Annotated in this window: 15 protein-coding genes and 3 tRNA genes; 4 read left to right on the top strand and 14 right to left on the bottom strand. The window is 74.5% G+C overall.

The window, feature by feature from the left end:
• The 5 genes from SAM23877_RS11865 to SAM23877_RS11845 all read right to left on the bottom strand — a co-directional run bounded on the left by SAM23877_RS11865 (position 1) and on the right by SAM23877_RS11845 (position 7,271).
• The gene (locus SAM23877_RS11865; RefSeq protein WP_053130390.1) at positions 1-1,509 is read right to left on the bottom strand and encodes an APC family permease; all 1,509 of its coding nucleotides are present in this window, start codon (positions 1,507-1,509) and stop codon (positions 1-3) included.
• Positions 1,510-1,637: 128 nt separating this feature from the next.
• A complete protein-coding gene (locus SAM23877_RS11860; protein ID WP_053130380.1) occupies positions 1,638-3,566 on the bottom strand; it encodes an ABC transporter ATP-binding protein in 1,929 nt (642 codons plus the stop codon).
• On the bottom strand, positions 3,566-5,299 hold the full coding sequence (locus SAM23877_RS11855; RefSeq protein ID WP_053130378.1) for an ABC transporter ATP-binding protein: 1,734 nt from the start codon (positions 5,297-5,299) through the stop codon (positions 3,566-3,568). The genes SAM23877_RS11860 and SAM23877_RS11855 overlap by 1 nt, the downstream gene beginning before the upstream one ends.
• Positions 5,300-5,437: 138 nt before the next feature.
• Positions 5,438-6,892: a xylulokinase gene (locus SAM23877_RS11850; protein ID WP_053130375.1), complete on the bottom strand. Its 1,455-nt coding sequence runs from the start codon at positions 6,890-6,892 to the stop codon at positions 5,438-5,440.
• A gap of 73 nt (positions 6,893-6,965) precedes the next feature.
• Complete coding sequence (locus SAM23877_RS11845; RefSeq protein WP_053130347.1) at positions 6,966-7,271, bottom strand: YtxH domain-containing protein; 306 nt, start codon at positions 7,269-7,271, stop codon at positions 6,966-6,968.
• A gap of 147 nt (positions 7,272-7,418) precedes the next feature.
• Here SAM23877_RS11845 and SAM23877_RS11840 point away from each other — a divergent pair.
• The 3 genes from SAM23877_RS11840 (at position 7,419) to SAM23877_RS11830 (ending at position 7,819) form a co-directional block, all read left to right on the top strand.
• Positions 7,419-7,491 (top strand) — tRNA-Asn (locus SAM23877_RS11840).
• Between the two features lie 5 nt (positions 7,492-7,496).
• Positions 7,497-7,569, top strand: a tRNA-Asn gene (locus tag SAM23877_RS11835).
• A gap of 176 nt (positions 7,570-7,745) precedes the next feature.
• Positions 7,746-7,819: transfer RNA gene (locus tag SAM23877_RS11830), tRNA-Ile, on the top strand.
• A 55-nt stretch (positions 7,820-7,874) separates the two neighbouring features.
• Here the strand turns inward: SAM23877_RS11830 and SAM23877_RS40205 are convergent.
• The 9 genes from SAM23877_RS40205 to SAM23877_RS11790 form a co-directional block, all read right to left on the bottom strand.
• Entirely contained in the window at positions 7,875-8,030 is a 156-nt protein-coding gene (locus tag SAM23877_RS40205) for a hypothetical protein (RefSeq protein ID WP_167355228.1), read from the bottom strand.
• A 63-nt stretch (positions 8,031-8,093) separates the two neighbouring features.
• On the bottom strand, positions 8,094-8,801 hold the full coding sequence (locus tag SAM23877_RS11825) for an ANTAR domain-containing protein (protein ID WP_053130344.1): 708 nt from the start codon (positions 8,799-8,801) through the stop codon (positions 8,094-8,096).
• Between the two features lie 196 nt (positions 8,802-8,997).
• Positions 8,998-10,560 carry a GAF domain-containing sensor histidine kinase gene (locus SAM23877_RS11820; RefSeq protein WP_079030149.1) on the bottom strand — a complete coding sequence of 521 codons (1,563 nt, stop codon included), beginning with the start codon at positions 10,558-10,560 and terminating at the stop codon, positions 8,998-9,000.
• A 77-nt stretch (positions 10,561-10,637) separates the two neighbouring features.
• Positions 10,638-11,687, bottom strand: coding sequence for a rod shape-determining protein (locus SAM23877_RS11815; RefSeq protein WP_053130341.1), 1,050 nt, complete (start codon positions 11,685-11,687; stop codon positions 10,638-10,640).
• 167 nt (positions 11,688-11,854) lie between these two features.
• Entirely contained in the window at positions 11,855-16,483 is a 4,629-nt protein-coding gene (locus SAM23877_RS11810; protein WP_079030148.1) for an SAV_2336 N-terminal domain-related protein, read from the bottom strand.
• Positions 16,483-17,514, bottom strand: a complete 1,032-nt coding sequence (locus SAM23877_RS11805) for an AAA family ATPase (RefSeq protein WP_053130338.1) — start codon at positions 17,512-17,514, stop codon at positions 16,483-16,485. Before SAM23877_RS11805 ends, SAM23877_RS11810 begins: the two co-directional genes overlap by 1 nt.
• Positions 17,515-17,520: 6 nt before the next feature.
• Positions 17,521-17,820 (bottom strand): hypothetical protein, encoded by a 300-nt coding sequence (locus SAM23877_RS11800; RefSeq protein WP_053130335.1) that lies wholly within the window; start codon positions 17,818-17,820, stop codon positions 17,521-17,523.
• Between the two features lie 215 nt (positions 17,821-18,035).
• Complete coding sequence (locus SAM23877_RS11795; RefSeq protein ID WP_053130332.1) at positions 18,036-19,688, bottom strand: VMAP-C domain-containing protein; 1,653 nt, start codon at positions 19,686-19,688, stop codon at positions 18,036-18,038.
• Entirely contained in the window at positions 19,685-20,044 is a 360-nt protein-coding gene (locus tag SAM23877_RS11790; protein WP_053130329.1) for a CU044_2847 family protein, read from the bottom strand. Before SAM23877_RS11790 ends, SAM23877_RS11795 begins: the two co-directional genes overlap by 4 nt.
• 213 nt (positions 20,045-20,257) lie before the next feature.
• Between SAM23877_RS11790 and SAM23877_RS11785 the strand changes: the two genes are divergently transcribed.
• Entirely contained in the window at positions 20,258-23,890 is a 3,633-nt protein-coding gene (locus SAM23877_RS11785) for a S8 family serine peptidase (protein WP_053130325.1), read from the top strand.
• Positions 23,891-23,941 lie beyond the last annotated feature (51 nt).

Here is a 23,941-nt window from a genome sequence, read left to right as displayed (position 1 = left end):
TCACGCCTCCTCGTCCTTCACCGGCTTGTCCTTCACGGGCTCCGGACCCGCCACGCCGGGGCGCTCCGACCAGAACGCCGGTGACACGAACCGCCACACGAGCATCACGACCACCCCGACCAGGGCGATGACGATGCCGATGACCAGCGGGGGACCGAGGCCCAGCCAGGACACCCCGCTGTAGGAGTTGGCGGGGTCGGCCATGTCGATCACGGACTCCACCAGCAGCCAGATCAGCAGCCCCGCCCCGATCAGCGGCCCCAGCCCGATCAGCAGCAGGTTGCGCACGCTCTCGGTGAGCCGGCGCCGGTAGTAGACCGCGCAGGCGATGCCCGTCAGCGCGTAGTAGAACGCGATCAGCAGCGACAGCGCGGTGAGGGAGTCGAAGAGGGCGTTCTCGCTGATCTGCCGGACGACCAGGTACCAGACGATGGCGATGCCGGCCACCCACCAGGTGCTCACGTCGGGCGTCCGGTAGCGGGGGTGGATCCGGCCGAAGCGGGCGGGCAGCGCCTGCCGGCGGGCCATGGACAGCGCGGTGCGCGAGGCGGGGATGATCGTCGTCTGGGTGGAGGCCAGCGCGGACGTGGACACCGCCAGCAGGACCACCCAGTCCCAGCCGCCCATGGCCTCCCCGGCCAGCAGGGCGAAGAGGAACTCCTCCTCGCCCGCGTTCTCGGCGAGGAACAGCGGACCCGCGTAGGCCACCACCGCGAAGCCGACCGCCACGTAGGTCACCAGCAGCACGACCGTCGACCACACGGCGGCCCGGCCGGGCGCGGAGGCCGGGTCCCTGGTCTCCTCGGTGAGGTTGACCGCCGACTCCCAGCCCCAGTAGATGAACACCCCCAGCAGCAGGGCCGCCGTCAGCGGCGCGCCGCCGGACCCGAAGGGGTTGAGCCACTCCGCCGAGGGTCTGGCGGAGGCGAGGGTGCCCGTGTCGGCGTAGACGCGGTACAGCGCCACCACCGCGAAGACCAGCAGACAGGCGACCTGCGCCAGGATCAGCACGTTCTGCACCCGGGCCGACAGCTCGGTGCCGATCACGCACAGCCCCGTCATCACGAGGATCAGCAGCACGGTGAGCAGCTGCCGCACGAACTCGTTCTCCGCCCAGCTGTCGAGCCCCACGGTGAGCAGGCCGAAGGTGACGGCGACGTCCGCGAGCGACCCGACGACCAGGACGCCGGTCATGGCGATGGCCCAGCCGCCGAGCCACCCGGCCCACGGCCCCATGGCGCGGGTGACCCACGAGAAGGTCGTCCCGCAGTCCTGGTCGACCCGGTTGAGGTAGTAGAACGCCGAGGCGATCAGCAGCATGGGCACGAAGGACGCGAACATCACGCCGGGTGCGTAGATCCCGACGAGCGCCACGACCGGGCCGATGACCGCCGCCAGCGAGTACGCAGGTGAGGTCGCGTTGAGTCCGATGACCAGCGCGTCCACGAACCCGATCGCGTCGGCCTTCAGACCGGCCGGGCGGTCGGCGTTTCCCTCGGTGGTGGCCATGGCCCCTCGCTCCGGTCTACGGGCGTCGGCGGGACGAGGGTGTCGTCCCGCCCCTACCAATATGAGCCGGTCCGCGGCATATCTCATCCGGGGAGACGCCCACGGACACCGGGGGACGCGGGCGGGGCCTACTCCACCTCGGCCACCGCCTGCGCGAACTGCGCCCGGTACAGCCGCGCGTACGCCCCGCCGGTGGCGAGCAGGTCGGCGTGCGCGCCCTGCTCGACGATCGCCCCGTCCTCCATCACCAGGATCGTGTCCGCGTCCCGGATCGTCGACAGCCGGTGCGCGATCACGAACGAGGTCCGCCCGTGCGCCAGCTTGGCCATCGCCTTCTGGATCAGTACCTCCGTACGGGTGTCCACGGACGACGTCGCCTCGTCCAGGACCAGGATCACCGGGTCGGACAGGAACGCCCGGGCGATGGTGACGAGCTGCTTCTCACCGGCGCTCACCCCCGTCCCCTCGTCGTCGAGGACGGTGTCGTAGCCGTCGGGCAGCGTCCGCACGAACCGGTCGGCGTGCGCGGCCCGCGCCGCCTCCTCGACCTCCCCGCGGGTGACCTCCCGCGACGCCCCGTAGGCGATGTTCTCGGCGATGGTGCCGCCGAACAGCCAGGTGTCCTGGAGCACCATGCCGATACCGGCCCGCAGCTCGTCCCGGGACATCTTCGCGATGTCCACGCCGTCCAGGGTGATCCGCCCGCCGGACACCTCGTAGAACCGCATCAGCAGATTGACGAGGGTCGTCTTCCCGGCACCCGTGGGGCCGACGATGGCGACCGTCTGCCCCGGTTCCACCTTCAGCGACAGGTCCTCGATCAGCGGCTTCTCGGGGTCGTAGCGGAACGACACGCGCTCCAGCTCCACCCGCCCGCGCAGGTCCTCGGGCCGGGTGCCCGGGATCGGGTCCGCCGACTGCTCCTCGGCGTCCAGCAGCTCGAAGATCCGCTCGGCCGACGCCACGCCCGACTGCACCAGGTTCGCCATCGAGGCGACCTGCGTCAGCGGCATCGAGAACTGCCGGGAGTACTGGATGAAGGCCTGCACGTCACCGATGGACAGCGAGCCCGAGGCGACCCGCAGACCCCCGACCACCGCGACGAGCACGTAGTTCAGGTTGGACAGGAACACCATCAGCGGCTGCATGATCCCGCTGTTGAACTGGGCCTTGAACCCGGCCTCGTACAGCGCCTCGTTCTGCTCGGCGAACTGCCGCGCCGACTCCTCCTGGCGCCCGAACACCTTCACCAGCGCGTGCCCGGTGTACATCTCCTCGATGTGCGCGTTGAGCTGCCCCGTCGAACGCCACTGCTGCACGAACTGCGGCTGCGAGCGCTTGCCCACCCGGGTGGCCACCACGAAGGACAGCGGCACGGTCACCAGCGCCACCAGCGCCAGGATCCAGGAGACGTAGAACATCATCCCCAGCACGCCGACGATGGTCAGCAGCGAGTTGATCAACTGGCCCATCGACTGCTGGAGCGTCTGTCCGACGTTGTCGATGTCGTTGGTGGCCCGGGAGAGCACCTCTCCGCGCTGCCGCTGGTCGAAGTACGACAGGGGCAGCCGGGACAGTTTCGTCTGCACGTCCTCGCGCAGCCGGAACACCGTGCGGTTGACCGCCCGGTTCACCAGCCGGGTGGCCACCGCCATCAGCAGCCCGGCCCCGGCGAACACGGCGAGGGCCAGCAGCAGCACCTCGCCCACGGCGGTGAAGTCGATGCCCTGGCCCGGCGTGAAGTCCGTGCCGCGGAGCATGTCCGCGACGTTGCCGTCCCCGCGCTCCCGCATCGAGTCCAGGACCTGTTCCTTGGTGGCCCCGGAGGGCATGTCCCGCCCCACGATGCCCGCGAAGACCAGGTCGGTGGCGCGGCCGAGGATCTTCGGCCCGGCCACGCTGAGGCCGACGCTCACCACCAGACAGGCCAGCAGCACGCAGAGCGTCGCCCGCTCCGGCCGGAACCGGGCGACGAGCCGTCTGCCGGACCCCGTGAAGTCCATCGAACGCTGGTCGGGGCCGCCCCCGGCCATCATGCGACCCGCAGGCCCTGCCATCAGGCAGCCTCCGCTTCCGTCAGCTGGGAGAGCACGATCTCCCGGTAGGTCTCGTTGTCCGCCATCAGTTCGTGGTGCCGGCCCGCGCCGACCACCCGCCCCTCGTCCAGCACGATGATCCGGTCCGCCTCCCGGATGGTCGCCACCCGCTGCGCCACGATCACCACGGTCGCCTCGGCCGTCTCCCGGCCCAGCCCGGCGCGCAGCGCGGCGTCGGTGGCGTAGTCGAGGGCGGAGAAGGAGTCGTCGAACAGGTAGATCTCCGGGCGCTGCACGAGGGTCCGCGCGATGGCGAGCCGCTGGCGCTGGCCACCGGACACGTTCGTGCCGCCCTGGGAGATCGGCGCCTGGAGACCGCCCTCCAGACCGGAGACGAACTCCCTGGCCTGCGCCACCTCCAGCGCGTGCCACAGCTCCTCGTCCGTGGCGTCCGGATTGCCGTAGCGCAGATTGCTCGCGACGGTGCCCGCGAAGAGGTACGGCTTCTGCGGCACCAGCCCCACCACCTTGGCCAGCACCTTCGGGTCGACGGTCCGCACGTCCACCCCGTCGACCAGCACCTCGCCCTCGGTGGCGTCGAAGAGCCGGGGGACCAGCCCCAGCAGCGTCGACTTGCCGCTGCCGGTCGAGCCGATGACGGCGGTCGTCTCGCCCGGCCGGGCCACCAGCTCGATGTTCCTGAGCACCGGCTCCTCGGCCCCGGGGTAGCGGAAGCCGGCGCCCCGGATCTCCAGATGGCCGTGCCGGCGCAGCTCGGTGACCGGCGCCACCGGCGGGACCACGCTGCTCTCGGTCTCCAGGACCTCCTGGATGCGCTCGGCGCACACCTCCGCGCGCGGCACCATCATGAACATGAAGGTGGCCATCATCACGGACATGACGATCTGCATCAGGTAGGCGAGGAACGCGGTCAGGTCGCCGATCTGCATCCCGCCGCTCTCGATCCGGTGGGCACCGAACCACACCACCGCGATGGACGACAGGTTCACCACCGTCATGACCACCGGGAACATCAGCGCGAGCAGGTTTCCGGTGCCCAGCGCCACGTCCGTGAGGTCCGTGTTGGCCTTCCGGAAGCGCCGCTGCTCGTACTCGTCCCGCACGAAGGCGCGGATCACGCGGTTGCCGGTGATCTGCTCGCGCAGCACCCGGTTCACCGTGTCCAGACGCTCCTGCATGGCACGGAAGAGCGGCCGCAGCCGCCGCACGATCAGCGTGACGCAGATCGCCAGTACGGGCACGACCGCCACCAGCACGCCGGACAGCGGTACGTCCAGGCCGAGCGCCATCACGATGCCGCCGACGCACATGATGGGTGCCGACACCATCAGCGTGAACGTCATCAGGGCCAGCATCTGGACCTGCTGCACGTCGTTCGTCGTCCGGGTGATCAGCGAGGGCGCGCCGAAGCCGCCGAGCTCGCGGGCCGAGAAGGACTGCACCCGGTCGAAGACCGCGCCCCGCAGGTCCCGGCCGAGCGCGGCGGCGGTGCGGGCGCCGTAGTAGACCGCCCCGACGTTGCACACCACCTGGGCCAGCGAGATGCCGATCATCAGGGCGCCGTAGCTCAGGATGTAGCCGGAGTCACCCTTCACGACCCCGTCGTCGATGATGTCCGCGTTCAGGGTCGGCAGGTAGAGGGAGGCGCAGGTCTGCAGGAACTGCAGCGCCACCAGCAGGACGATGGGTTTCTGGTAGGGCCTGAGGCAGGTCCGCAGGAGTCGTATGAGCACGCTGGGTCTCTCGGAGTCGGCGACAGGGGCGGTTGGTTGCCCCTGGCCCCTATCGTCGGACACTCCGCCCGCGTTACCTCGACCGATTGACCCAAGAGCGCGCCAAGTTCCGGCCTTCGAGGGGTGAGCGGTCGCGCGTCACCCGCGCAGCGCGCCCGGATGCGTCTGTTCCCGCACCGACACGAACTGCTGGCGCACCGCCTGTCCCACCGCCAGCTCCTCGCCCGGCTCCAGTACCTGCGCCACCGCGCCCTGCCAGACGGGCGGGGTGCGCGGGTCCAGCGTCCCCCGGGACGCGCCCAGCGCCCACGCCGCCTGCCGGGCCGAGCCGATCGCGGCGTAGTCCGCCGGCTGCGGCACCACGACCTGCGTCCCGAACAGCGCGGGCGCCGCCGCCTGCACGGCCGGCAGCTCGGCCGCCGCGCCCAGCAGGAAGACCCGGCGCACGTCCACGCCCCGGCCGCGCAGCACGTCGAGGGCGTCGGCGAGGCCGCACAGCATGCCCTCGAACGCGGCCCGCGCCAGGTGCTCCGGCCGCATCGACTCGCGCCGCAGGCCGGCCAGCGTGCCGGCGGTGTGCGGCAGGTTCGGCGTCCGCTCGCCCTCCAGGTAGGGCAGCAGCACCAGCCCGTGCGCGCCCGGCGTCGACTTCATCGCCAGCTCGGACAGGCTCTCCAGGTCCGGGGCGCCGAGCAGCTCGGCGGCGCCCCGCAGGGTCCGTACGGCGTTCAGGGTGGTGACGACGGGCAGGTGCATGCCCGTGGCGTCGGCCAGGGCGGTGATCATCCCGGACTGGTCGACGAGCGGCTCGGTGTGCACGGCCATCACGGACCCGGACGCGCCCAGCGACACCACCGCGTCGCCGAGGCCGATCCCGAGTCCGAAGGCGGCGGCCTGCGTCTCGCCGGTCCCGGCGGAGATCAGCAGCCCCTCCGGTGTCGTCCCGGCCGCGTCGGCCGGACCGATCACCTCCGGCAGCATCGCCTGGTGCCCGAGGGCCAGCTCGACCAGGTCCGGCCGGTAGCCGCCGGTCGCCGCCGACCAGTACCCGGTGCCGGAGGCCCCGCCCCGGTCGGTGGTCCGCCGGGCCGGCCGGCCGAGCAGCTGCCACACCAGCCAGTCGTGGGCCTGCATCAGTACGGCGGTCCGGGCGGCGGCCTCGGGTTCGGTCCGGGCCAGCCAGCGCAACTTGGTCACCGGCTGTGCGGCCTGCGGCACCGTGCCCACCGCCTGCGCCCACGCCTCGCGCCCGCCGAGGGCGTCGATCAGGTCGGCCGCCGCCACCTGGGTGCGCTTGTCGGCGCCCACCATGGCGGGGCGCACGGTGTTGCCCTGCGAATCCAGCGGCACGACCGAGTTCGCCTGCGCGGAGACGCCGATGGCCTGCACGCCCTCCAGCAGCCCGCCGCCGGCGGCCTCCCCGAGGGACAGCAGCCAGGCCTGCGGATCGACGTCCGCGGGACGGCCACCGCCCTCGGGGCTCTCCACCGGATGAGGGGCGTAGCCCTGCCGCAGCACGGCCCCCGTGTCCGAATCGCAGACGACGATACGAGTGAAATCGGGCGAACTGTCCAACCCGGCGACTATCCCCATGCGCGAAATTCTGCCGCACCGGGAGTGCTGCCCGTACCCGGCGGGGGCACGGGACCCGCCGGGGGCACGTGCCTCAGGTGTTGCTGGTGCCCCAGTCGTCCGCGCCGCTGCCGTTCGAGTTGCGGTCGCGAAGCGAGCGGACCCGCTGGGCCACCGAGTCGGGCATCCGGTCCCCGACCTTGTCGCTGACCACGTGGTACGCCTTGTCGGCGAAGTGCCTGCCCTGCTGGGCCGCGGTCTCTGCGGTGTTGCGCACGGCGGGGTTCTGCGCGACCTGACGGGCGGACTTGCGCAACTGCTCGTAACGCTCCCGTCCGGCCTTCGTGCCCAGCACGTATCCCACCGCGAGTCCGACGACGAACGTGAGCCGGTAACGCATGGCGGCCACCCTTCCTTTGACTGGCTCCGAGGCGCCGGGGAGTACCGATTGGCGGAGCACCCCCCTGCTTGCGCTAATGTATGTGTCGCAGCGAGCGCGCGCCTTCTGGCGAATACCCAGGCAGGCACGTTCGATGCAACGAGGCATTCCTCCGTAGCTCAATTGGCAGAGCAGCCGGCTGTTAACCGGCAGGTTACTGGTTCGAGTCCAGTCGGGGGAGCTCGGTCCTCCGTAGCTCAATTGGCAGAGCAGCCGGCTGTTAACCGGCAGGTTACTGGTTCGAGTCCAGTCGGGGGAGCAGGTGAACGAGGACCCCTACCGGGGTCCTTTTTCATGTCCGGGAACCGCGCGGCACGCTGCGGAGTCCTCAAGGTCATGAAGGCGTCGCGGCAGCCGACCATCCGAGGCAGGAGATCGTATGAGCGGCTATGCTGCGGCAGACGGCGCGCACACGTGTACGCGACACGCCGTTATGGGGCGGTAGCTCAGCCGGTTAGAGCAGCGGACTCATAATCCGTCGGCCGTGGGTTCGAGTCCCACCCGCCCCACTTCGCGCCACCTCTGCAGAAACCTTCTGGCCGGTGGCGCCTCCGGTCCACCGGTTCACCGGTCCGTCGCGTCGGCCGGGTGGGCAGCGGTCTCCTCCTCGTCGTCGCGTTCGCCCTCCGCCTGGGAGGGAGTGGTGTGGGGCGGGTCCGGGGCGTCCCGCTCGTCGTCGCGCTCGCCCTCCGCCTGGGACGGGGTCGTCTCGCTCGTCATGGGGGCCTCCTCGGGCCGTACGGGGTCGTCCGGCCGGACCCGGGTACCCCCGCGGGCGCGGTCTCAGCGCCCGAGCCGGGCCAGGGCCGTCCGCAGGGCCGAGCGCACCTCCGCCGGCGGGGGCGGGCCGTCGCTCTCGGCGCTGGCGGTGACCGCCGCGGCCACCGTGCGCAGCTTGGTGTTGGAGAGCTGGGAGGCCTCCCGCAGGATGTGCCACGCCTCGTCCGACGTACAGGCGTGCAGCGCCATGAGCACACCCCGGGCCTGGTCGATGACCGGGCGGGAGGCGATCGCCCGGCGCAGTTGCGCCACCTCCTCCTGCAGGACGTGCAGCCGCTCCGAGCGTTCCGCCGCGACCGCCGAGGGGGCCGGGTGGGGGTCGGGTTCCGGCTGCCGCCCGGCCGTCGGTCCGGGCGGGCCGGCGGCGGTGCGCAAGGGGTCGGTGGGGTCCAGGCCGGCCAGTTCCAGGATGCGCAACGGCTGGCCGCGCCAGTTCGTCGCCGTCACCGGCACCTCCTGCCGGTGGCCGTAGCCGTCCAGGCACTCCAGGAACTGCAGCCCTGCCGTGTCCATGAACACCACGCCGTCCATGTCCACTTCGACCCGCTCGATGTCCGCCGGCAAGGCGGCCAGGGCCTCGGCCAGGATGTCCGCGCACCCGTGGACGAGCTCTCCCCTCGGCAGGAGCAGCGCCCGGCCGGTGTCCACCCGGCCGTCGATGACCAGAGTGGCCGGCTGCCCCGCCAGACGTGGTGGTGCCGCTGGGGTCATGTCACCGCCTTGTCCGTCCTCGTCGATCTTCTGACAGACGTTCGCAACGTCCCGCAGCCCCCGTCGGCCGTCGGTGTCCGACGGCGCTGTCGGTGCGCCTGCCCGCCGTGGGGCGGGCTACACCCGTCTTCGGGGAGTGAGCGGTCCATGGAGGGGTAGGGCGCCGATCGCCGATCGCGCGCGACTCCGCCCGCGGTCAGAGCGACGACCGCCAGGTGAACGTCGTCCCCCGGGCGCGGGCGCGGGCGCCGCCGACGCCGCCCTTCTCTCCGGCTTCACCGGACCTGCCAGGATCGTCGTCCCCGTCGTCCCCGTCGCCCCCCGGCCCCCCGTCATGCCCCGGCTCCTCGTCGTCCCCGCCCTGCCCGGCGTCACCGGTCTCCGCGTCGGCGCCGTCGGCGAAGACGGTCAGCCGTACCTCGCCCCGGCCGTCCCGCGCGGCGGTGGTCGCCTCGACGGTGACCTCGATCCGCGAGAGGCCCGGCCGGCCGGCCGCCTCGGCCAGTGCCTGGCGCAGGGCGGTGAGCAGGCGGTCCGCGACCCGGTCCGGTACGCGGGTGTCGACGGCGCCCGTGAAGTGCGTGGACGGCGGGAAGCCGAGCACGGCGGCGGCGGACCCGGTCTCGCGCAGGACCCGGCCGCGCAGACCGGTCGGCGGGTCGGCCGGTGGCTGCTGGAGCGCGAAGATCGTCGTGCGCACCTCGCGGACCGTGGACCGCAGCTCGTCCACCGCCCGGCCGAGGATGCCACCGACCTCCTCGGCGCCGGGGCGGCGCCGGGTGGACTCCAGCATCATGCCGGTGGCGAACAGCCGTTGCACCACCAGGTCGTGCAGGTCCCGGGCGATCCGGTCGCGGTCCTCGTACACCGCGAGGCGCTCCCGGCCGCGCCGGGCGTCGGCGAGGACGAGGGCGAGCGCGGCCTGGGAGGCGAACTGGGTCGCGAGCAGCCGCTCGACGGCCGTGTACGGTCGGTCGCCGGGACGGCGGGGCAGGGCGAGGGTGCCGATCAGCCGGCCGCTCGCCCGCAGGGGCAGCATCATGCTCGGACCGAACCGGTGCCGTACGTGCGTCGTCATACGGGGATCGGTCGCCGAGTCCGTGACGAACACCGGTTCGCCGCCCAGGAGCTGCTCCAGGACGGGGCTGCCCGGCGCGATGGTCGCGCCGACGATCCCGTCCGGGTCGTCGGACGTCGAGGCCGTCACGATCTCCATGCCGCCCTCGGCGGTCGGCTGGAGGATCACGCCCGCACTGGCGTCGGCCAGCATCCGGGCCCGTTCGGCGACCGTCGTCAGCGCGTCGTCGGCGCTCTCCTCGGTGAGCAACGCGGTGGTGACGGCCGCCGCGCCCTCGATCCAGCGCTCGCGCTGCCGGGCCGTCTCGTACAGCCGGGCGTTGCGGATCGCGATGCCGGCCTGCGCGGCCAGGACCCGCAGCGACTGCTCGTCCTCGGCCGTGAACGGGGCGCCGCCGGTCCGTCCGGCCAGGCGCAGCTCGCCGAACTCCTCGTCTCCCACGTGGATCGGGACCCGCAGCAGGGGCGCCGGCTCCGGTACGGCCCCCCGGCCCGGGGTGCGGATCTCGGCGAGGCCGTCCCGGCCCGGGTCGGTGGTGACCAGGGCCGCGGAGGCGGCGCCGGTCAGCTCGGCGGCGCCGTCCACGATGTGCTGGAGGGTGCTGCGCAGATCGAGGTCGGCGCCGATCCCCAGGACCGCCTCCAGGAGGCGGGTCAGTCGGGGCGCGGGCTGGGCGCTCATGCCGTCCGGCTTCCTCGTTCTCTCGGCTCGCCGCGGGCCCGCCGGTGGCACCGGCTTCCGCGGCCGTTCCGTTCGGATCAGTCGGTCGACACCGGGGTCAGCGACAGCGGCTCGACGCGGCCCTCCAGCATGGTGCCGAGGCCCTGGACCGCGCACACGTCCGGCCGTTCCGCGATGTGCACCGGCATGCCCGTGGCCTGGCGGAGCATCTGGTCGAAGCCGGGCAGCAGCGCGCTGCCGCCGACCATCATGATCCCGCGGTCGGCGAGGTCCGCCACCAGATCCGGCGGGCAGTCCCGCAGCACCCTGCCGATCCCGTCGAGCACGCCCGTCAGCGGCGTCTGGATGGCGTTGCGCACGGTGGCGGTGTCGACCAGCACGCTGCGCGCCAGCCCGGTCGCCACGTCCCGTCCGTGGATCTCGGTGGACGCCGGCCCCTGCGGGGTGAGCCCGTTGCCGGACAGGGCGAGCTGGAGCGGGCGTACGGACTGACTGGGCAGCACCAGCTCGTGCTGGTGGCGCAGGAGCTGCACGATCGCGTCGTCGACGGCCTCACCGCCGACCGGGATGCGCGCGGCGGTCACGATCGAGCCGAGGGAGAGCACCGCGACCTGCGTGGCGTGCGCCCCGCACACCATGATCATGGTCGCCTCGGGCTGCTCCACCGGCAGTCCGCAGCCGACCGCCGCGGCGATCAGGGTGTCGACGAGTTCCACCCGGCGGGCGCCGAGCCCGACCAGCGTCTCGATCGCCGCCCGCTGGGCCAGCGGATCCGCGTCGTGCGGGGTGCAGGCGGCGGCGCGCAGCCGGGGCTTGCGGCGCAGGGCGCGGCGGATCTTGTCGCCGAGCAGGTGCCGCAGCATGCGCTGGGCCATCTCGATGTCGACGACCGTGCCGCCGGACACGGGCCGCACCACGCGGATGTAGCCGGGGGTGCGTCCGGTCATCTTCTCCGCGAACTCGCCGACCGCGATGAGCGCGCCGGTGCGGGTGTTGACCGCGGCGGCGGACGGCTGGTCCACGACCAGCCCGACACCCTTCACGTACACGCGGGTCCGCGCCGCGCCCAGGTCGACGGCGAAGTGGCAGCGGCGCAGCTGCTCCAGACTGGCGGTACTGGCGGTCATGGCAGATCCTCCCGAGAGCGCGGACCGGAGGGCCGCCCGGTGGCCGGCCTCCTAGGCATCGTCCGCGGGGCCCGGGGCGGGCGCCTTCTGGAGGGGGCCGGGCGGGGGGCCGCTGAACGGGGGGCGGTCGGTTCGGCCGGGCGGTGCGCCGCTGGACGGGGGCGCGGTCAGGCGTCCTCCACGGCGGAGAGCAGCGGACGGAGGTCCGTGACGAGGAACGCGCCGCCGTCCGCCGCTCGCAGGTCCCGCCGGACCCGCTCACCGCGCCAGTAGCCGATGAACGGCATGCCGATCGCGCGGGCGGCGGACTGTTCGGCGGCACGCGAACCGACCAGCACGCACTCGCCGGGGGCGACGTCGAGCCGCTCCAGGGCCCGGTGCAGGACGTCCGGGTCGGGCATGAGGCGGGTCAGGTCGGCGTCGCGGCCGTGCACACCGCCCGGCAGCGCGTCCAGCAGGCCCCGCCGCCTCAGATGGGCGGTGACGGGGCCGGGGGCCCGGTCGGTCACCACGGCGACGGGCACCCTCCGGACGTGCAGCGCCCGGACCAGCCGGTCGGCGAGCGGGGTGGGCCGCGCGGTGCGCGCCGCCCGCGCCTCGTGCCGGTCGAGCCGGAGCCGCACGTCATCCGCGAGCCGGTGTCCGGCGAGCGCCCGGACGAAGCCGAGGGTGTCGCCGTACCCGTCCGCCGCGGCTCGGGGCAGCGGCACCCCGGCCAGCGCGTCCCCGGGATCGCGGTCCTCGACCAGGAGCCGGGCGATGTCCAGCATCACCTCCCGCTCCGCGGCGGGCCGGTAGAGCCGGGCCAGTACGTCGTCGAAGCCGAGGAGAACGCAGCGGGCGCCGGCGATCAGGTCCGCGGGGGAGGCGGGCCGGCGCGTCCGGGCCCGGCCCGGGGCGCCGGAACCGGCCCGCTCGACCAGGTGGTACCAGCCCGTGTCGTCGTCCAGCGGCCGGAACAGGTCCGGGGGGAACGCGGGGCCGTCCTGCCCCTCCTCCCCGTGCACCTCGTCGTGGTAGAGCGAGTCCGAGACGACGACGACGGCCGGGGCGCCGGAGGCCTCCAGCGCGGCGTCGGCCGACTCGGGGGCGGCGCGCAGGACCTGCTCCCCGCCGTCGCCGTCCACCGGGAACTCCACCTGCCAGAACTCGGCCCGCAGTCGCAGGCCCCCCGTACGCGCCCACTGCCCCGGCAGTCCCTCCAGAGTGGCTCTGAGCAGGCCGGCGACGCCGGTTCGCGGCTCCAGCAGCACGAGGACGCCGTCCGGATCGTCGTGGACCCGGTACGCGGCGGCGTCGAGGCCGCTGTCCGCCAGCAGCTCCGCGGCCACGCGCCGCAGGGTGGCGTGCGCCGCGTCACCGCGGGGGCCGTCGGCGACCGAGTAGCGGGCGCAGGCGCGGTGGTCGGTGTCGAAACCGGCGTCGCCCTCCTCGAACACCTCCTCGAATCCCTCGTCGGCATCCGCGTCGAGATCCGCCGCCTCCGCCGCGATCTCCGCCAGGAGCTCCGCCCGCTCCCGGGCGTCCCGGGGGTCCGCGTCCGGGGCGTGGTGGGGTCCGTCCCCCCACGCGGCGCTGGCGGTGACCGCCTCGGCCGCCTCCGCCTCCGCCTCGGCCGGGCCCTCGGCCTCGCCCGACAGGGGCGTCCACAGGCCGTCCTCCGTGGGGAAGGGGCCCTCGGGCAGCTCGTCCGGCGCGGACACGGTGCCGTCCGAACCGGCCGGGTCCTCGTACACCTGCCACGGCGAGTCGTCCGCCGGGCCGGCGTGCTCCTCGCGCAGCTCCCGGCCCAGTGCCGCCAGGGCCGGGCTCCGCCCCCCGGTCAGCTCGTACTCCTCGTACACCTCCAGGGCCTCCTCGCCCCGCCCCTGGCGGCGCAGCGCGATCATGTACAGGCGCCGGAAGTCCTCCCGGTGCGGATGGGCGCTCAGCAGGCCCGCCAGATCGGTGGCGGCCCGGTCGTACTCGCCGAGGGACAGGTCGAGTTCGGCGCGCTTGGTGTACAGCGCGAGACGGAGCCGGGCGAGGCGGGTGCGGGCGGTACGGGCGGCGGGCCCGGGCACGTCCGCGAGGGGCTCGGGGCCGCGCCAGAGCGCCAGCGCCCCCGTGACGTGGGCGCGCGACTCGGTGAGGGCGCCCGCCAGTCCCGCCGCGTCGGCGCGTCGCACCAGCTCGTCGCAGTGCACCACGTCCACGTCGTCGGCGCTGGTGTGCAGGGCGTACCCGTGGGCGGACGTCGCCAGTACGCCGGGGCCCAGGACGTCGGCCAGACGCGTCGCCAGCCGGGTCAGCTCGCGCCTCGGGTCGCGCGGCTCGTCGCCCGGGTCCCACAGCCCCCACCTCAGCTCCTCGTGGGTCACCGTGCGGCCGTGCTTGAGCAGCAGCATGGCCAGCAGCGCGCGGACCTCCGGCGGCAGGGCGGGCGTGCCGTCCGGGAGGTCGACCCGCAGGGGGCCGAGGGCGCGGTAGCGGCGCGGCGCGTACGCCTCACCCGCCCGGGCCGGCACGTGCGGGTCGACGAGCAGTTCCAGACCGCGGGCCTGTGTCGCCGACGAGGCGGACATCAGCTGGTCGAAGGCGTGGGCGTAGTGGATGCGCAGGGCGCCCGGCAGCCGGTCGAGACGGCGGGAGTCGATCGGGACGGCCAGGTGCGAGGTCCCGGAGGTGAGCAGCAGCAGGACGTCGCACAGGGCCCGCAGGTCCTCGGCGCGTCCGGCCGGGCCCGAGGTCCGCCCCGGCGCGAAGAGGCTGAGCCGGGCCGTGCCGTCCGGCAGGAGGACCACCCGGGACGCCTCGAGGCCGCCGTGCGTGACGCCCGCCTCGTGCAGGGCGGTGAGCCCCCGTGCCAGCTGGGCGCCCACCGACACCGTCAGCGGCGCCGGCAGACGCCGGCCGCCGGACCGGGCGAGCGTGTTCAGCGCGATGCCGTCGAGGTGCTCCATGACGACGTACGGGACGTCGCCCTCGATGCCGCAGTCCAGGACGGTCACCACGTTCGGGTGGGTGATCTCCGTCAGGCGGCGTGCGTCCCGCAGGAACGCCTTGCGCGCCGCGGGGCCGTCCTTCGCGCCGTGCAGCCGGATGGTCACCGTCCGGTTCGTCTCGGTGTCCTCGGCCAGCCACATCCTCCCGGTCGGCGCGAGCCGCCGCACCGGCCGGTAGCGCGCGCCCAGCGCGGGCGGGAAGGGCGAGGGGGCCGGGGGCCGTTCCCGCGCGGCCAGTTGCCGGGCGCTCTCCTGGTTGATCGCCGCGAACGGCTCCTTCCCGTCCGCCCGTTCAGTGCCGTCCCGGTCGGGGATCAGCGCCCGGAACTCGCCGGGCGCCCGCCCCGCACGCTCGTCGATCAGCCCGCCGGTGCGCAGCAGCAGTTCATGGGTGCGGTTGCGGGCGGTGCGGGGCAGCCCGCGCAGGAGGAGGTCGCGCACGCCGGGACGGAACGCGTACGAGCCGGGCGGCCCGGCGACCGTGGTGAGCAGGCCGCTGAGGATCACCTCGGCCAGGTGCTGGGGCAGCGGGTGCGGTTCGACGGCCGCCTGCACCAACCGCATCACCGGCAGGTCCGGACGCCCGAGCGCCAGATGGCCGGCCAGCCGGAAGGCCGGTGGGGAGGCGCTCGCGCGAAAGCGCAGGACCAGCTCCTCGGCGGACAGACGCGCGACGTCGGTGCGGTCGTCGGCGTCGGCCGGCAGCGGCCGGTGCAGCGCGGCGGCCGCTGCCGGGTACTCCCCGCCGCCCGGGCTCGCGACCAGCGCGGCCCAGTTGGCCAGCCACTCGGGCCCCGGTTCCAGCACGGGGACGTGCACCGCCGTCTCGGGCGCCCGGGGCGCCGTGGCGTCGTACGGCGTGAAGGTGAGCGACGCGCTGGGCGCGGCCCGGTGCGGCGCCGACAGCCGGCCCGGGACCGGTGGCAGGGCGGTGTCCCGCCACAACTGCTCCGGCAGCGGCTGGAGAACGGCCAGGGGTGTCCGGTGCGCCCAGCGGCGCAGCGTGCCGAACCAGCGGGTGCCGGCCGGGCCCTCGCGCCACTGCGGTCCCATGCAGTCGCTGATCAGCAGGGTGACCGTACGGCCGTCGGCGGGCGTGTCGACGCCGCCGCCGCGGACGGTGCCGTCGGGGTCGGCCCGGCGCAGGGCGACCGTGCGGAAGACGCCCGACTGGACCAGGGCGGCGTGCAGTTCGCGCACGAGGGGCTGCCAGACGGGCATCGTGGGGCCCGCGTCGTGGACCAGGTTCAGCCGCAGCCAGCGTTCCCGTACCGGGCGCAGCACCGGCAGCCACCACTCGGGGCCGGCTCCGAGCCGGGCGATGCGGTCGGCGGTCGCGGCCTCGTCCACCTCGTGGCCGACCGGCGCGTCGGTACGGCGCTTCAGCGGACGCAGGGCGCGTTGCAGGGCCAGGGGGTGGCGCAGCATGGGCGGGGCGGGCGCCAGCAGGGCGCGGTGCGGTTCGGCCGCCGACGCCCCCGGGGCGGGGGCCGGGGAGGGCAGGCGCAGCGGAGTGCGGGGGGTGCCGGGTGGGAGGACCGGTTCGGTCGGCCGGGCGGGCCGGGGCGGCCGGTCCGGCCGGTGCCGGTGGTCCTGCTCCGGTGCCGTCCGGGGCGCGGGCGGTGTCGGCCCGGGGGCGCGCGCCTCGTCCCGCGACTCCGGCGGGCCCGCCTCGGCGGATTCCATCTGCCCGGCCAGCCAGAGGAGTTCAGCCAGTTCCAGCGGGGTCGGGCGCGCGTCCGGGGCCGCCCGGCCGAGGAGGTCGGCCAGGCGGGGCAGGGGTGCCGGTGAGCCGGGACCGTCGACGGGCATCAGAACGCGTCGGGCTGCGCCGACCGGCCCAGGTACGGCATGAGCTGCTCCGCCAGCTCGTCCAGGGACTCGGCGCCCAGACCGGAGGAACGGGCCAGGTAGATCGCGTTGAGGAGCTGGTCCGTGGCCAGCTCACCGCTGCCCACCCGGGACAGGAACTGGTCGATCAGCCGCTGCGCGTACGCGTCGGGCTTGCCCAGGTGGGCGCGGACGATCTCGGTGAGGTGGTCGTCGTCCGGCTGCCGCAGGCGCAGCGAGACACAGCGGCGCAGGAAGGCGGGCGGGAACTCGCGTTCGCCGTTGCTGGTGAGGACCACGAAGGGGAAGGCCCGGCAGCGGACCCGGCCCCGTTCGACCGGCACCCGCTGGTCGGTGCCGTCGATCAGCACCTCGGCACGCCCGCCGGGGGTGTCCCGGGAGGCCCGTACGAGTTCGGGGATCTCGTACTGGCCCTCCTCCAGGACGTGCAGCAGGTCGTTCGGCAGGTCGAGGTCGCTCTTGTCGATCTCGTCGATGAGCAGGACGCGCGGGCGGGCGTAGGGGAGGAGGGCGGTACCGAGCGGTCCGAGGCGCAGGTGGTTCTCGATGCCGGCCCCGCCCCCGGCCGCCGGTTCGCCGGGCCGTTCCGCCGCCTGGCGCGCCGCGTACAGGCGGGAGAGCGGGTCGTACGCGTAGAGGCCGTCGTGGAGGGTGCTGCGGCTGGTGATGTTCCACCTGAGGACCGGGCCGAGCCGCAGTTCCCGGGCGACGGCGTAGGCGAGGGACGACTTGCCCGTGCCGGGCGGGCCGGTGACCAGCAGCGGGCGCCGCAGGTACAGGGCCGCGTTGACCAGCTGCACCGTGTGCTCGGTGGCCTGGTAGGTGGCGGCACGGTGGACCCGGTCGGGCGAGGTGGCCGGGGTGTCGCCGTCCGGGTCCGGCGGGTCGAGCACGGGGTGGCCGTCGAAGGCCCGCCAGGGCGGGGGAGGGGGCAGCTTCGTGATGCCGTCGTGGGGGACCGGCGCGCCGGTGTAGACGGGCCACAGGGGCATGGTTCTTCACTCCGAGCGATCGGTGCGGCGGGCAGTACGGCGGCGGTTCGCCGGCGGGCGGTGGGGCGGCGGTTCGGCGGTGGGCGGCGGTTCGGCGGTGGGCTGTCCGGTGTCGGGCGTGGGGCCGGGCGGGCCGGCCGGTGTGGGGCGGTCGGCCGACGGCTGTCCCGTCCTGGGCGGTTCGTCGGTGGGCGGTTCGTCGGCGGGCGGTTCGTCGGCGGGCGGTTCGGCGGTGGGCTGTCCGGTGTCGGGCGTGGGGCGGGCGGGCCGGCCGGTGTCGGGCGGTCGGTCGACGGGCTGTCCCATCGTGGGCGGTTCGTCGGCGGGCGGTTCGTCGGTGGGCTGTCCGGTCGTGGGCGGTTCGTCGGTGGGCGGTGCGGTGCGGGTTGTTCGGGGCCGGGCGGTTCGTCGGCGGGCGGTGCGGTGCGGGTTGTTCGGGGCCGGGCGGTTCGGCGGTGGGTGGTCCGGTGCGGGGCTGGGCGAGGGCGGCCGTCGCGCGGCGCGCCGCCGGTGTCGGGCGGTCAGCCGACGGGCGAGTGCAGCAGGGCGGTGGGCTCGGCGAAGCAGCGGGGGTCGTCCCACAGGAGCTGGACGTCCCGGGCCCAGTGCCCGTCCGGGTCGTCGGCCGCGTCCGCCGTCTCGCGCAGCTCCATGACCAGGCGGGGGAGTTCGGACGGCGGTACGCCCGCCACGGACACGGCCAGCTCGTCGAGGAAGGCCGTGCCGGAGCAGGGGCCGTCGTGCCCGTCCCCGGGGCATCCGCCGCGCGGCCACAGCAGTACGGGGACGGGCACGTGCAGACCGACCTCGAAGTGTTCGCGCGCCGCCGCGGGCGGGGCGGCGAAACCGGCCAGCTCGGCGTCGTCCCGCAGCCGCTTGCGCAGTCCGGCCGGCCGCTCGCGGGTGCCGCAGTCCACGCGGTGCAGGGTCCCGCCGGGGCTGACCCCGAGCTTGCGCCACTTCTTGCGCAGCTGGTGGCGGAGGCGTCCGCTGCGGTGGCGGCTGCGGTCGGTCACCACCAGCGGGTAGGCGCAGCCGAGGGGCGTGGGATCGTCCTCGCTGCACGCCCAGTGCGCCACCGGCTCGTTCAGCCACTCGCGCGGCAGCACGAAGGTGAGCAGCTCCTCGGCGCCCGGGTCGAGTTGGGCGAACGCCTCGTCGATGCGCTCCTGCACGAAGGTACGCACCGCGCCCCGGGCCAGCCGGCGCGTCCCCACCGGCCGGCGCTGCCCGTCCCGGTAGGCGGACACCTCGACGGTGACCTGGTCGGCGCCGGCACCGCTGTGGTCGATCTCCACGACGATCGGCGACCACGTCGCCGGGCGGGGCGGCGGGGCGTGGAGCAGGGCCTCCAGCCGGCCGGCGAACCGGGCCACGGCGTCCGGGTCGGGCACCTCCCACTGCACGTAGGCGGCGGCCTCCCGCAGCGAGGCGAAACCGCCTTCCGGGGGCGGCGGCGCGAAGGCGTCCATCGCGGAGACGTAGAGCCGCTCGGGGTCGCAGCCCAGGCCGGTCTCCTCGGCCCGGCGCACCAGCGCGTACAGGTGCTTGCGCGCGTCCGCCCGGTGGCCGGGCGTGGGCACCAGTTCGCCGAGCTCCGGCCAGTACCGGGCCATGACCTCGACGGGCAGCATCCGGCCGACGCGTACGTCCTTGGCGCCCGCGACCGCCGAGACCATGCCGACGACCGTGCCGTCGGCCAGGGTCGCCGCCGCGCCGCTGAACCCGGCCGCCAGCGGCTGCCCGTGCCCCGTGAGCGCCTCCAGCTGCACCCACTCGTCCGAGATGAGCGGGCCGGGCAGGGCGCGGTAGGAGGCGAGCATGCCCTCGTCGTACCCCTTCGGGAATCCGTAGGCGACCAGCTCGGGGACGGGCGCGGTCCGCTCCGCGCCGGGCGGGGCGAAGGCGGCGGGACGGAGCGGCACCTCGCGGTCCAGTTCCAGCACGGCCAGGTCGCCCACGTCGGCGGCGCCGCCCTGCCAGCCGCCGTGCACGGCGACCGTGGCGGACAGCTCGCCCAGCTCCCGGCGGCCCGGGAAGGACACCGTGACCCCCGCGTCGCCGCTCCACCTGACGACGTGGGCGCAGGTGAGCAGCCGACGGGCGGAGACCAGGAATCCGGCACCGACCTCCTTGCCGCACTCGACCCGGGCGTGCCACGCGGCACCGCTCATGACCGGCCGGCGGCGTCCGGGCCCAGCGGGCGGGCGGGCGACTGCTCCGGCGACCAGCTCAGCCTCACCACCAGGTGCCCTTCCGCCGAGCCCTTCGCGATGACCGCGCCGGCCTCCGCGCTCAGCTTGACGCCGAACTCCAGCTCCACCGAGTCGGGCCGGAGCGAGCCGTCGCGGAAGACCCGCAGCGCGGACGCGGCGGCGGCCCGCACACCGTCCAGGGAGTCCTCGAAGGTGCGCGCCGCCCGAGCCGGTCCGTCGCCGCGCGAGACCAGCCGCGCGCCGTCCTCGTCCTCGACTCCCTCGACGACCACGCGCACGCCGTCCTCGGTCTTGAACTCGACCAACCCGTCCATGACGCCGCTCGCTCCCCGTGTCCGTCCGTACCTGTGCGGAATGCCATTGTGACGGACGGTACTTGGGCGTGTCCCGTGTTCCCCGGCCGGTCCCCGCCCGGACTGGCGGAAACCCGCCAGGGCGCCAATCCGCCACGTCCGGTCAACTCGCCCGTCCCGCACGCCCCCTGAGACTGCTCCCAGCACTCTACGACGACACGAAGAGAGACGTGGATGAGCAGAGGACCAGTCAGACGCGGGGCGACCCTCCTGTCGGCGGGGCTCGTGATCGCGCTGCTGCCGGCCGGGACGTCGGCGGCGCAGCAGCCGCCCTCGGGTACGGCACGCACCCCGGCCGCCGCCGCCGACACCGTCACCCTCGTCACCGGCGACCGGGTCACCGTCACCGACCTGGGGGGCGGCAGGAAGACCGTCACGGTGGAGCGTCCCGAGGGCGCCACCGGGGCCGTGCACACCCGCAGTTCCGGCGGCCGGACCACCGTCGTACCCGACGAGGCCCTGCCGTACCTGCGCGACGGCAGCCTCGACGAACGGCTCTTCGACGTCGGTGAGCTGATCGAGCAGGGGCTCGGCGACTCCGCGACCGGCGAGCTGCCGCTGATCGTGACCTACGAGAAGGGCACCCGGGCCGCCACCCCGCGAGGCACCGTGCGGACACGGGCGCTGCCCAGCGTGCGCGGGGCGGCCGTCGAGGCCGTCAAGGGGCGCGACTTCTGGCGGGAATTCACCCGCCGGGGCGCCGGCATCGACGGAGTGTGGCTCGACGGACGGGTCACCGCCGCGATGGCCGAGTCCAACGCGCAGATCGGCACCCCCGAGGCCTGGCAGGCCGGGCTGACCGGCAAGGGCGTCACCGTGGCCGTGCTGGACAGCGGCGTGGACGCGGGCCACCCCGACCTCGCCGGACGGATCGGGCAGAGCCGGAGCTTCATAGCCGGCGAGGAGGTCGCCGACCGGCACGGCCACGGCACGCACGTCGCCTCCACCGTCGGCGGCAGCGGCGCGGCCTCCGACGGCAAGGAGCGGGGCGTCGCGCCCGGCGCCACGCTCGCGGTCGGCAAGGTCCTCGACGACTCCGGCTCGGGCAGCGAGTCCGAGATCATCGCCGGCATGGAGTGGGCCGCCCGGGACGTGGGCGCCGAGATCGTCTCCATGAGCCTCGGTTCGACCGAGCCCAGCGACGGCACCGACCCGATGGCCGAGGCCGTGAACACCCTGTCCCACGAGACCGGCGCGCTGTTCGTCATCGCCGCCGGGAACACCGGCGCCCCGTCCTCCGTCGGTTCGCCCGGCGCCGCGGACGCTGCCCTGACCGTGGGCGCCGTCGACTCCGCCGACGAAGCGGCCTACTTCACCAGCGCCGGACCGCGCCACGGCGACAACGCCCTCAAGCCCGACCTGTCCGCCCCCGGCGTCGACATCCTCGCCGCCCGCTCCACGCTCAGCGAGGGCAGCGGCGACTACACCTCCATGAGCGGGACGTCGATGGCGACGCCGCACGTCGCCGGGGTCGCCGCCCTGCTCGCCGAGGAGCACCCCGACTGGTCCGGCGCGCGGCTCAAGGACGCGCTGATGTCCACGTCGAAGCGGCTCGACGCCTCCGCCTACCAGCTGGGCGCGGGCCGGGTCAGCGTGCCGGACGCGATCGGCGCCGCCGTCACCGCCACCGGGAGCGCGGACCTCGGCTTCTTCGCCTGGCCGTACGAGGGCAACGAGCCGGTCACCCGGACCGTCACCTACACCAACGACTCCGACAGCGCGGTCGAGTTGGAGCTGTCCGTGCAGGGTGCGCCCGCGGGCGTCGCCACCCTCGCCGACACCACCCTCACCGTGCCCGCGCACGGCACCGCCGCCACGACCGTCACCGGGGACGGCTCCAAGGCCCCGGTCGGGACGACGAGCGGCCGGATCGTGGCGGCCGGCGCGGACGGCACGCCCGTGGCGCACACCACGTTCGGCATGGTCAAGGAGGAGGAGCGGTACACGCTCACCGTGCACGTCAAGGACCGCGCCGGTGCCGCCACGCCGGCCGACCTGGTGGTCCAGAAGCTCGCCGGGGGCGTCGACCCCGTCCCCGCGCACGTCGGTGACTCGGGCACCCTGGAGCTGCGGCTGACGCCGGGGACGTACAGCCTCACGTCCTTCCTCGACGTGCGCGGCAGCGGCGGCGCCGACTCGCTCGGGCTCGGTTTCCTCGCGGCGCCCGAGGTCGTCGTCGACCAGGACCGCGAGATCACTCTCGACGGCAGAAAGCTGCGCGAGATCGGCGCCGACGTCGACCGGCGCACCGAGACGCGGCAACTGCTCATGGAGTACGACCGCAGTGCGAACGGCTCCGACCTGTTCGGCGCGGTCCAGGTGCCCCTGACGTACGACAGCGTCTTCGCGGCGCCCACCGGCAGGAAGGTGACCGAGGGCGACTTCGAGTACCGGACCGTGTGGCGGCTGGGCAAGCCGCTGCTGGAGGTCAAGGGCGTGGGTGAGGCCACCGTCCAGTCGGGCGGCACCCTGATCGAGGGCCGCAGTCGGCTGCCGCTGACCGACGTCGGGGACGGTCCGTTCCCGGCGGGTGTCCGGGGCGAGGCGGTCCTCGCCCGGCTCACCGAGGGCACCGAACCGGCGGAGCTCGCCCGGGAAGCCCAGGAGGCCGGGGTGAAGGCGCTGTTCGTCACCGACGACGCGCCGGGGCGGCTGATGCGGTGGTGGGGCACGGACGACAACGCCGACCGGCCGGTGCAGATCGCCACGGTCGGCGCCGCCGACGCGGAGCGGCTGCGGGACGCCGGGCGGGTCGACATGACCGGCACGCGCAACACGCCGTACACCTACGACCTTTCCGAGGGGCACCGCGGTGCCGTGCCCGACCGCGACCTCACCTACGAGCCCGGGGGCCGCGACCTCGCCGTGCTGCGGACCAGGTACCACGCGGCCGAGCCGGCGAGCGGCGGTGAGTTCCGCTACTCGATCACCGACACCTTCCCCGTCGGGCTGGGCTTCCGGGAGCGGATCGACTACCCCGTCGAGCGCACCGAGTACGTGTCGACCGGGCCCGGCCAGCTGTGGCACGAGTCCGTGACGGCCGCCGGCGACGCGCTGGAGGAGCGGTCCGGCACCGTCCGGTACGAGGGCGGTTCGCGTACGGAGCTGAACTGGTTCAAGCCGGTGTGGCACCCCTATCTCGGCACCGGGCTGGGCTGGGGCCAGCAGCGCGCGGGCGACCGGCTCCAGTTCAACGCGCCCGGATGGGGCGACTCCGGCCCCGACCACACCGGCTTCGGCGACGTGTGGAGCGAGGGCAGCGGGATGTCGCAGACCACCTCGGTCTACCTGGACGGCGAGCTGGTCGACCAGGGGCCGTCCTCCGCCGCCTACGTGTACGACGCGCCGGCCGACGAGCGCACGTACCGGCTCGTCACCGACACCGCGCTCGACGCCGGCCGCTGGCGGCTCGGCACCGAGGGGCACGCCGAGTGGACGTTCCGCTCGGCCGCCACACCGGACGACCGCTGGACCCGCCTCCCGCTGATCAACCTCTCCTTCGACGTGGACACCGACCTCGCGGGCGAGGTGCGCGGCGGGAAGCAGGTGCGGGTCGCGCTCGGCGCGGAGTACGTGGCGGGCGCCCCGGACACCGGGAGGCTCGGCGGCGGGAAGCTGGAGGCGTCCTTCGACGGCGGTGCGTCGTGGCAGCGCGTGTCGCTGCGCGACGGTGCGGGGCCGGCGTCCTGGCAGGGGACGCTGAGCGTGCCCCGCGACGCCGAGCACGTGTCGCTGCGGGCCTTCGCGCGCGACGACCGGGGCGGCTCGGTCACGCAGGAGATCGTGCGGGCGGTGGCCGTGCGCTGACGCCGGCGTTACGCACGCACGCGGACGGCGCCGCCTCCCTGGGACGGGGAG

The organism is Streptomyces ambofaciens ATCC 23877 (assembly GCF_001267885.1).
In the GTDB taxonomy this organism is placed as follows: Bacteria; Actinomycetota; Actinomycetes; order Streptomycetales; family Streptomycetaceae; genus Streptomyces; species Streptomyces ambofaciens.
The sequence above is the reverse complement of the archived record's forward strand: the minus strand, read 5'-3'. Positions and strand labels throughout refer to the sequence as shown.

Bases quoted from the DNA above. Each gene is read 5' to 3' on its own strand.
- SAM23877_RS11865 (WP_053130390.1), bottom strand. From the start codon at position 1,509: ATGGCCACCACCGAGGGAAACGCCGACCGCCCGGCCGGTCTGAAGGCC.
- SAM23877_RS11860 (WP_053130380.1), bottom strand. From the start codon at position 3,566: ATGGCAGGGCCTGCGGGTCGCATGATGGCCGGGGGCGGCCCCGACCAG.
- SAM23877_RS11850 (WP_053130375.1), bottom strand. From the start codon at position 6,892: ATGGGGATAGTCGCCGGGTTGGACAGTTCGCCCGATTTCACTCGTATC.
- SAM23877_RS11845 (WP_053130347.1), bottom strand. From the start codon at position 7,271: ATGCGTTACCGGCTCACGTTCGTCGTCGGACTCGCGGTGGGATACGTG.
- SAM23877_RS40205 (WP_167355228.1), bottom strand. From the start codon at position 8,030: ATGACGAGCGAGACGACCCCGTCCCAGGCGGAGGGCGAGCGCGACGAC.
- SAM23877_RS11825 (WP_053130344.1), bottom strand. From the start codon at position 8,801: ATGACCCCAGCGGCACCACCACGTCTGGCGGGGCAGCCGGCCACTCTG.
- SAM23877_RS11820 (WP_079030149.1), bottom strand. From the start codon at position 10,560: ATGAGCGCCCAGCCCGCGCCCCGACTGACCCGCCTCCTGGAGGCGGTC.
- SAM23877_RS11815 (WP_053130341.1), bottom strand. From the start codon at position 11,687: ATGACCGCCAGTACCGCCAGTCTGGAGCAGCTGCGCCGCTGCCACTTC.
- SAM23877_RS11810 (WP_079030148.1), bottom strand. From the start codon at position 16,483: ATGCCCGTCGACGGTCCCGGCTCACCGGCACCCCTGCCCCGCCTGGCC.
- SAM23877_RS11805 (WP_053130338.1), bottom strand. From the start codon at position 17,514: ATGCCCCTGTGGCCCGTCTACACCGGCGCGCCGGTCCCCCACGACGGC.
- SAM23877_RS11800 (WP_053130335.1), bottom strand. From the start codon at position 17,820: ATGGGACAGCCCGTCGACCGACCGCCCGACACCGGCCGGCCCGCCCGC.
- SAM23877_RS11795 (WP_053130332.1), bottom strand. From the start codon at position 19,688: ATGAGCGGTGCCGCGTGGCACGCCCGGGTCGAGTGCGGCAAGGAGGTC.
- SAM23877_RS11790 (WP_053130329.1), bottom strand. From the start codon at position 20,044: ATGGACGGGTTGGTCGAGTTCAAGACCGAGGACGGCGTGCGCGTGGTC.
- SAM23877_RS11785 (WP_053130325.1), top strand. From the start codon at position 20,258: ATGAGCAGAGGACCAGTCAGACGCGGGGCGACCCTCCTGTCGGCGGGG.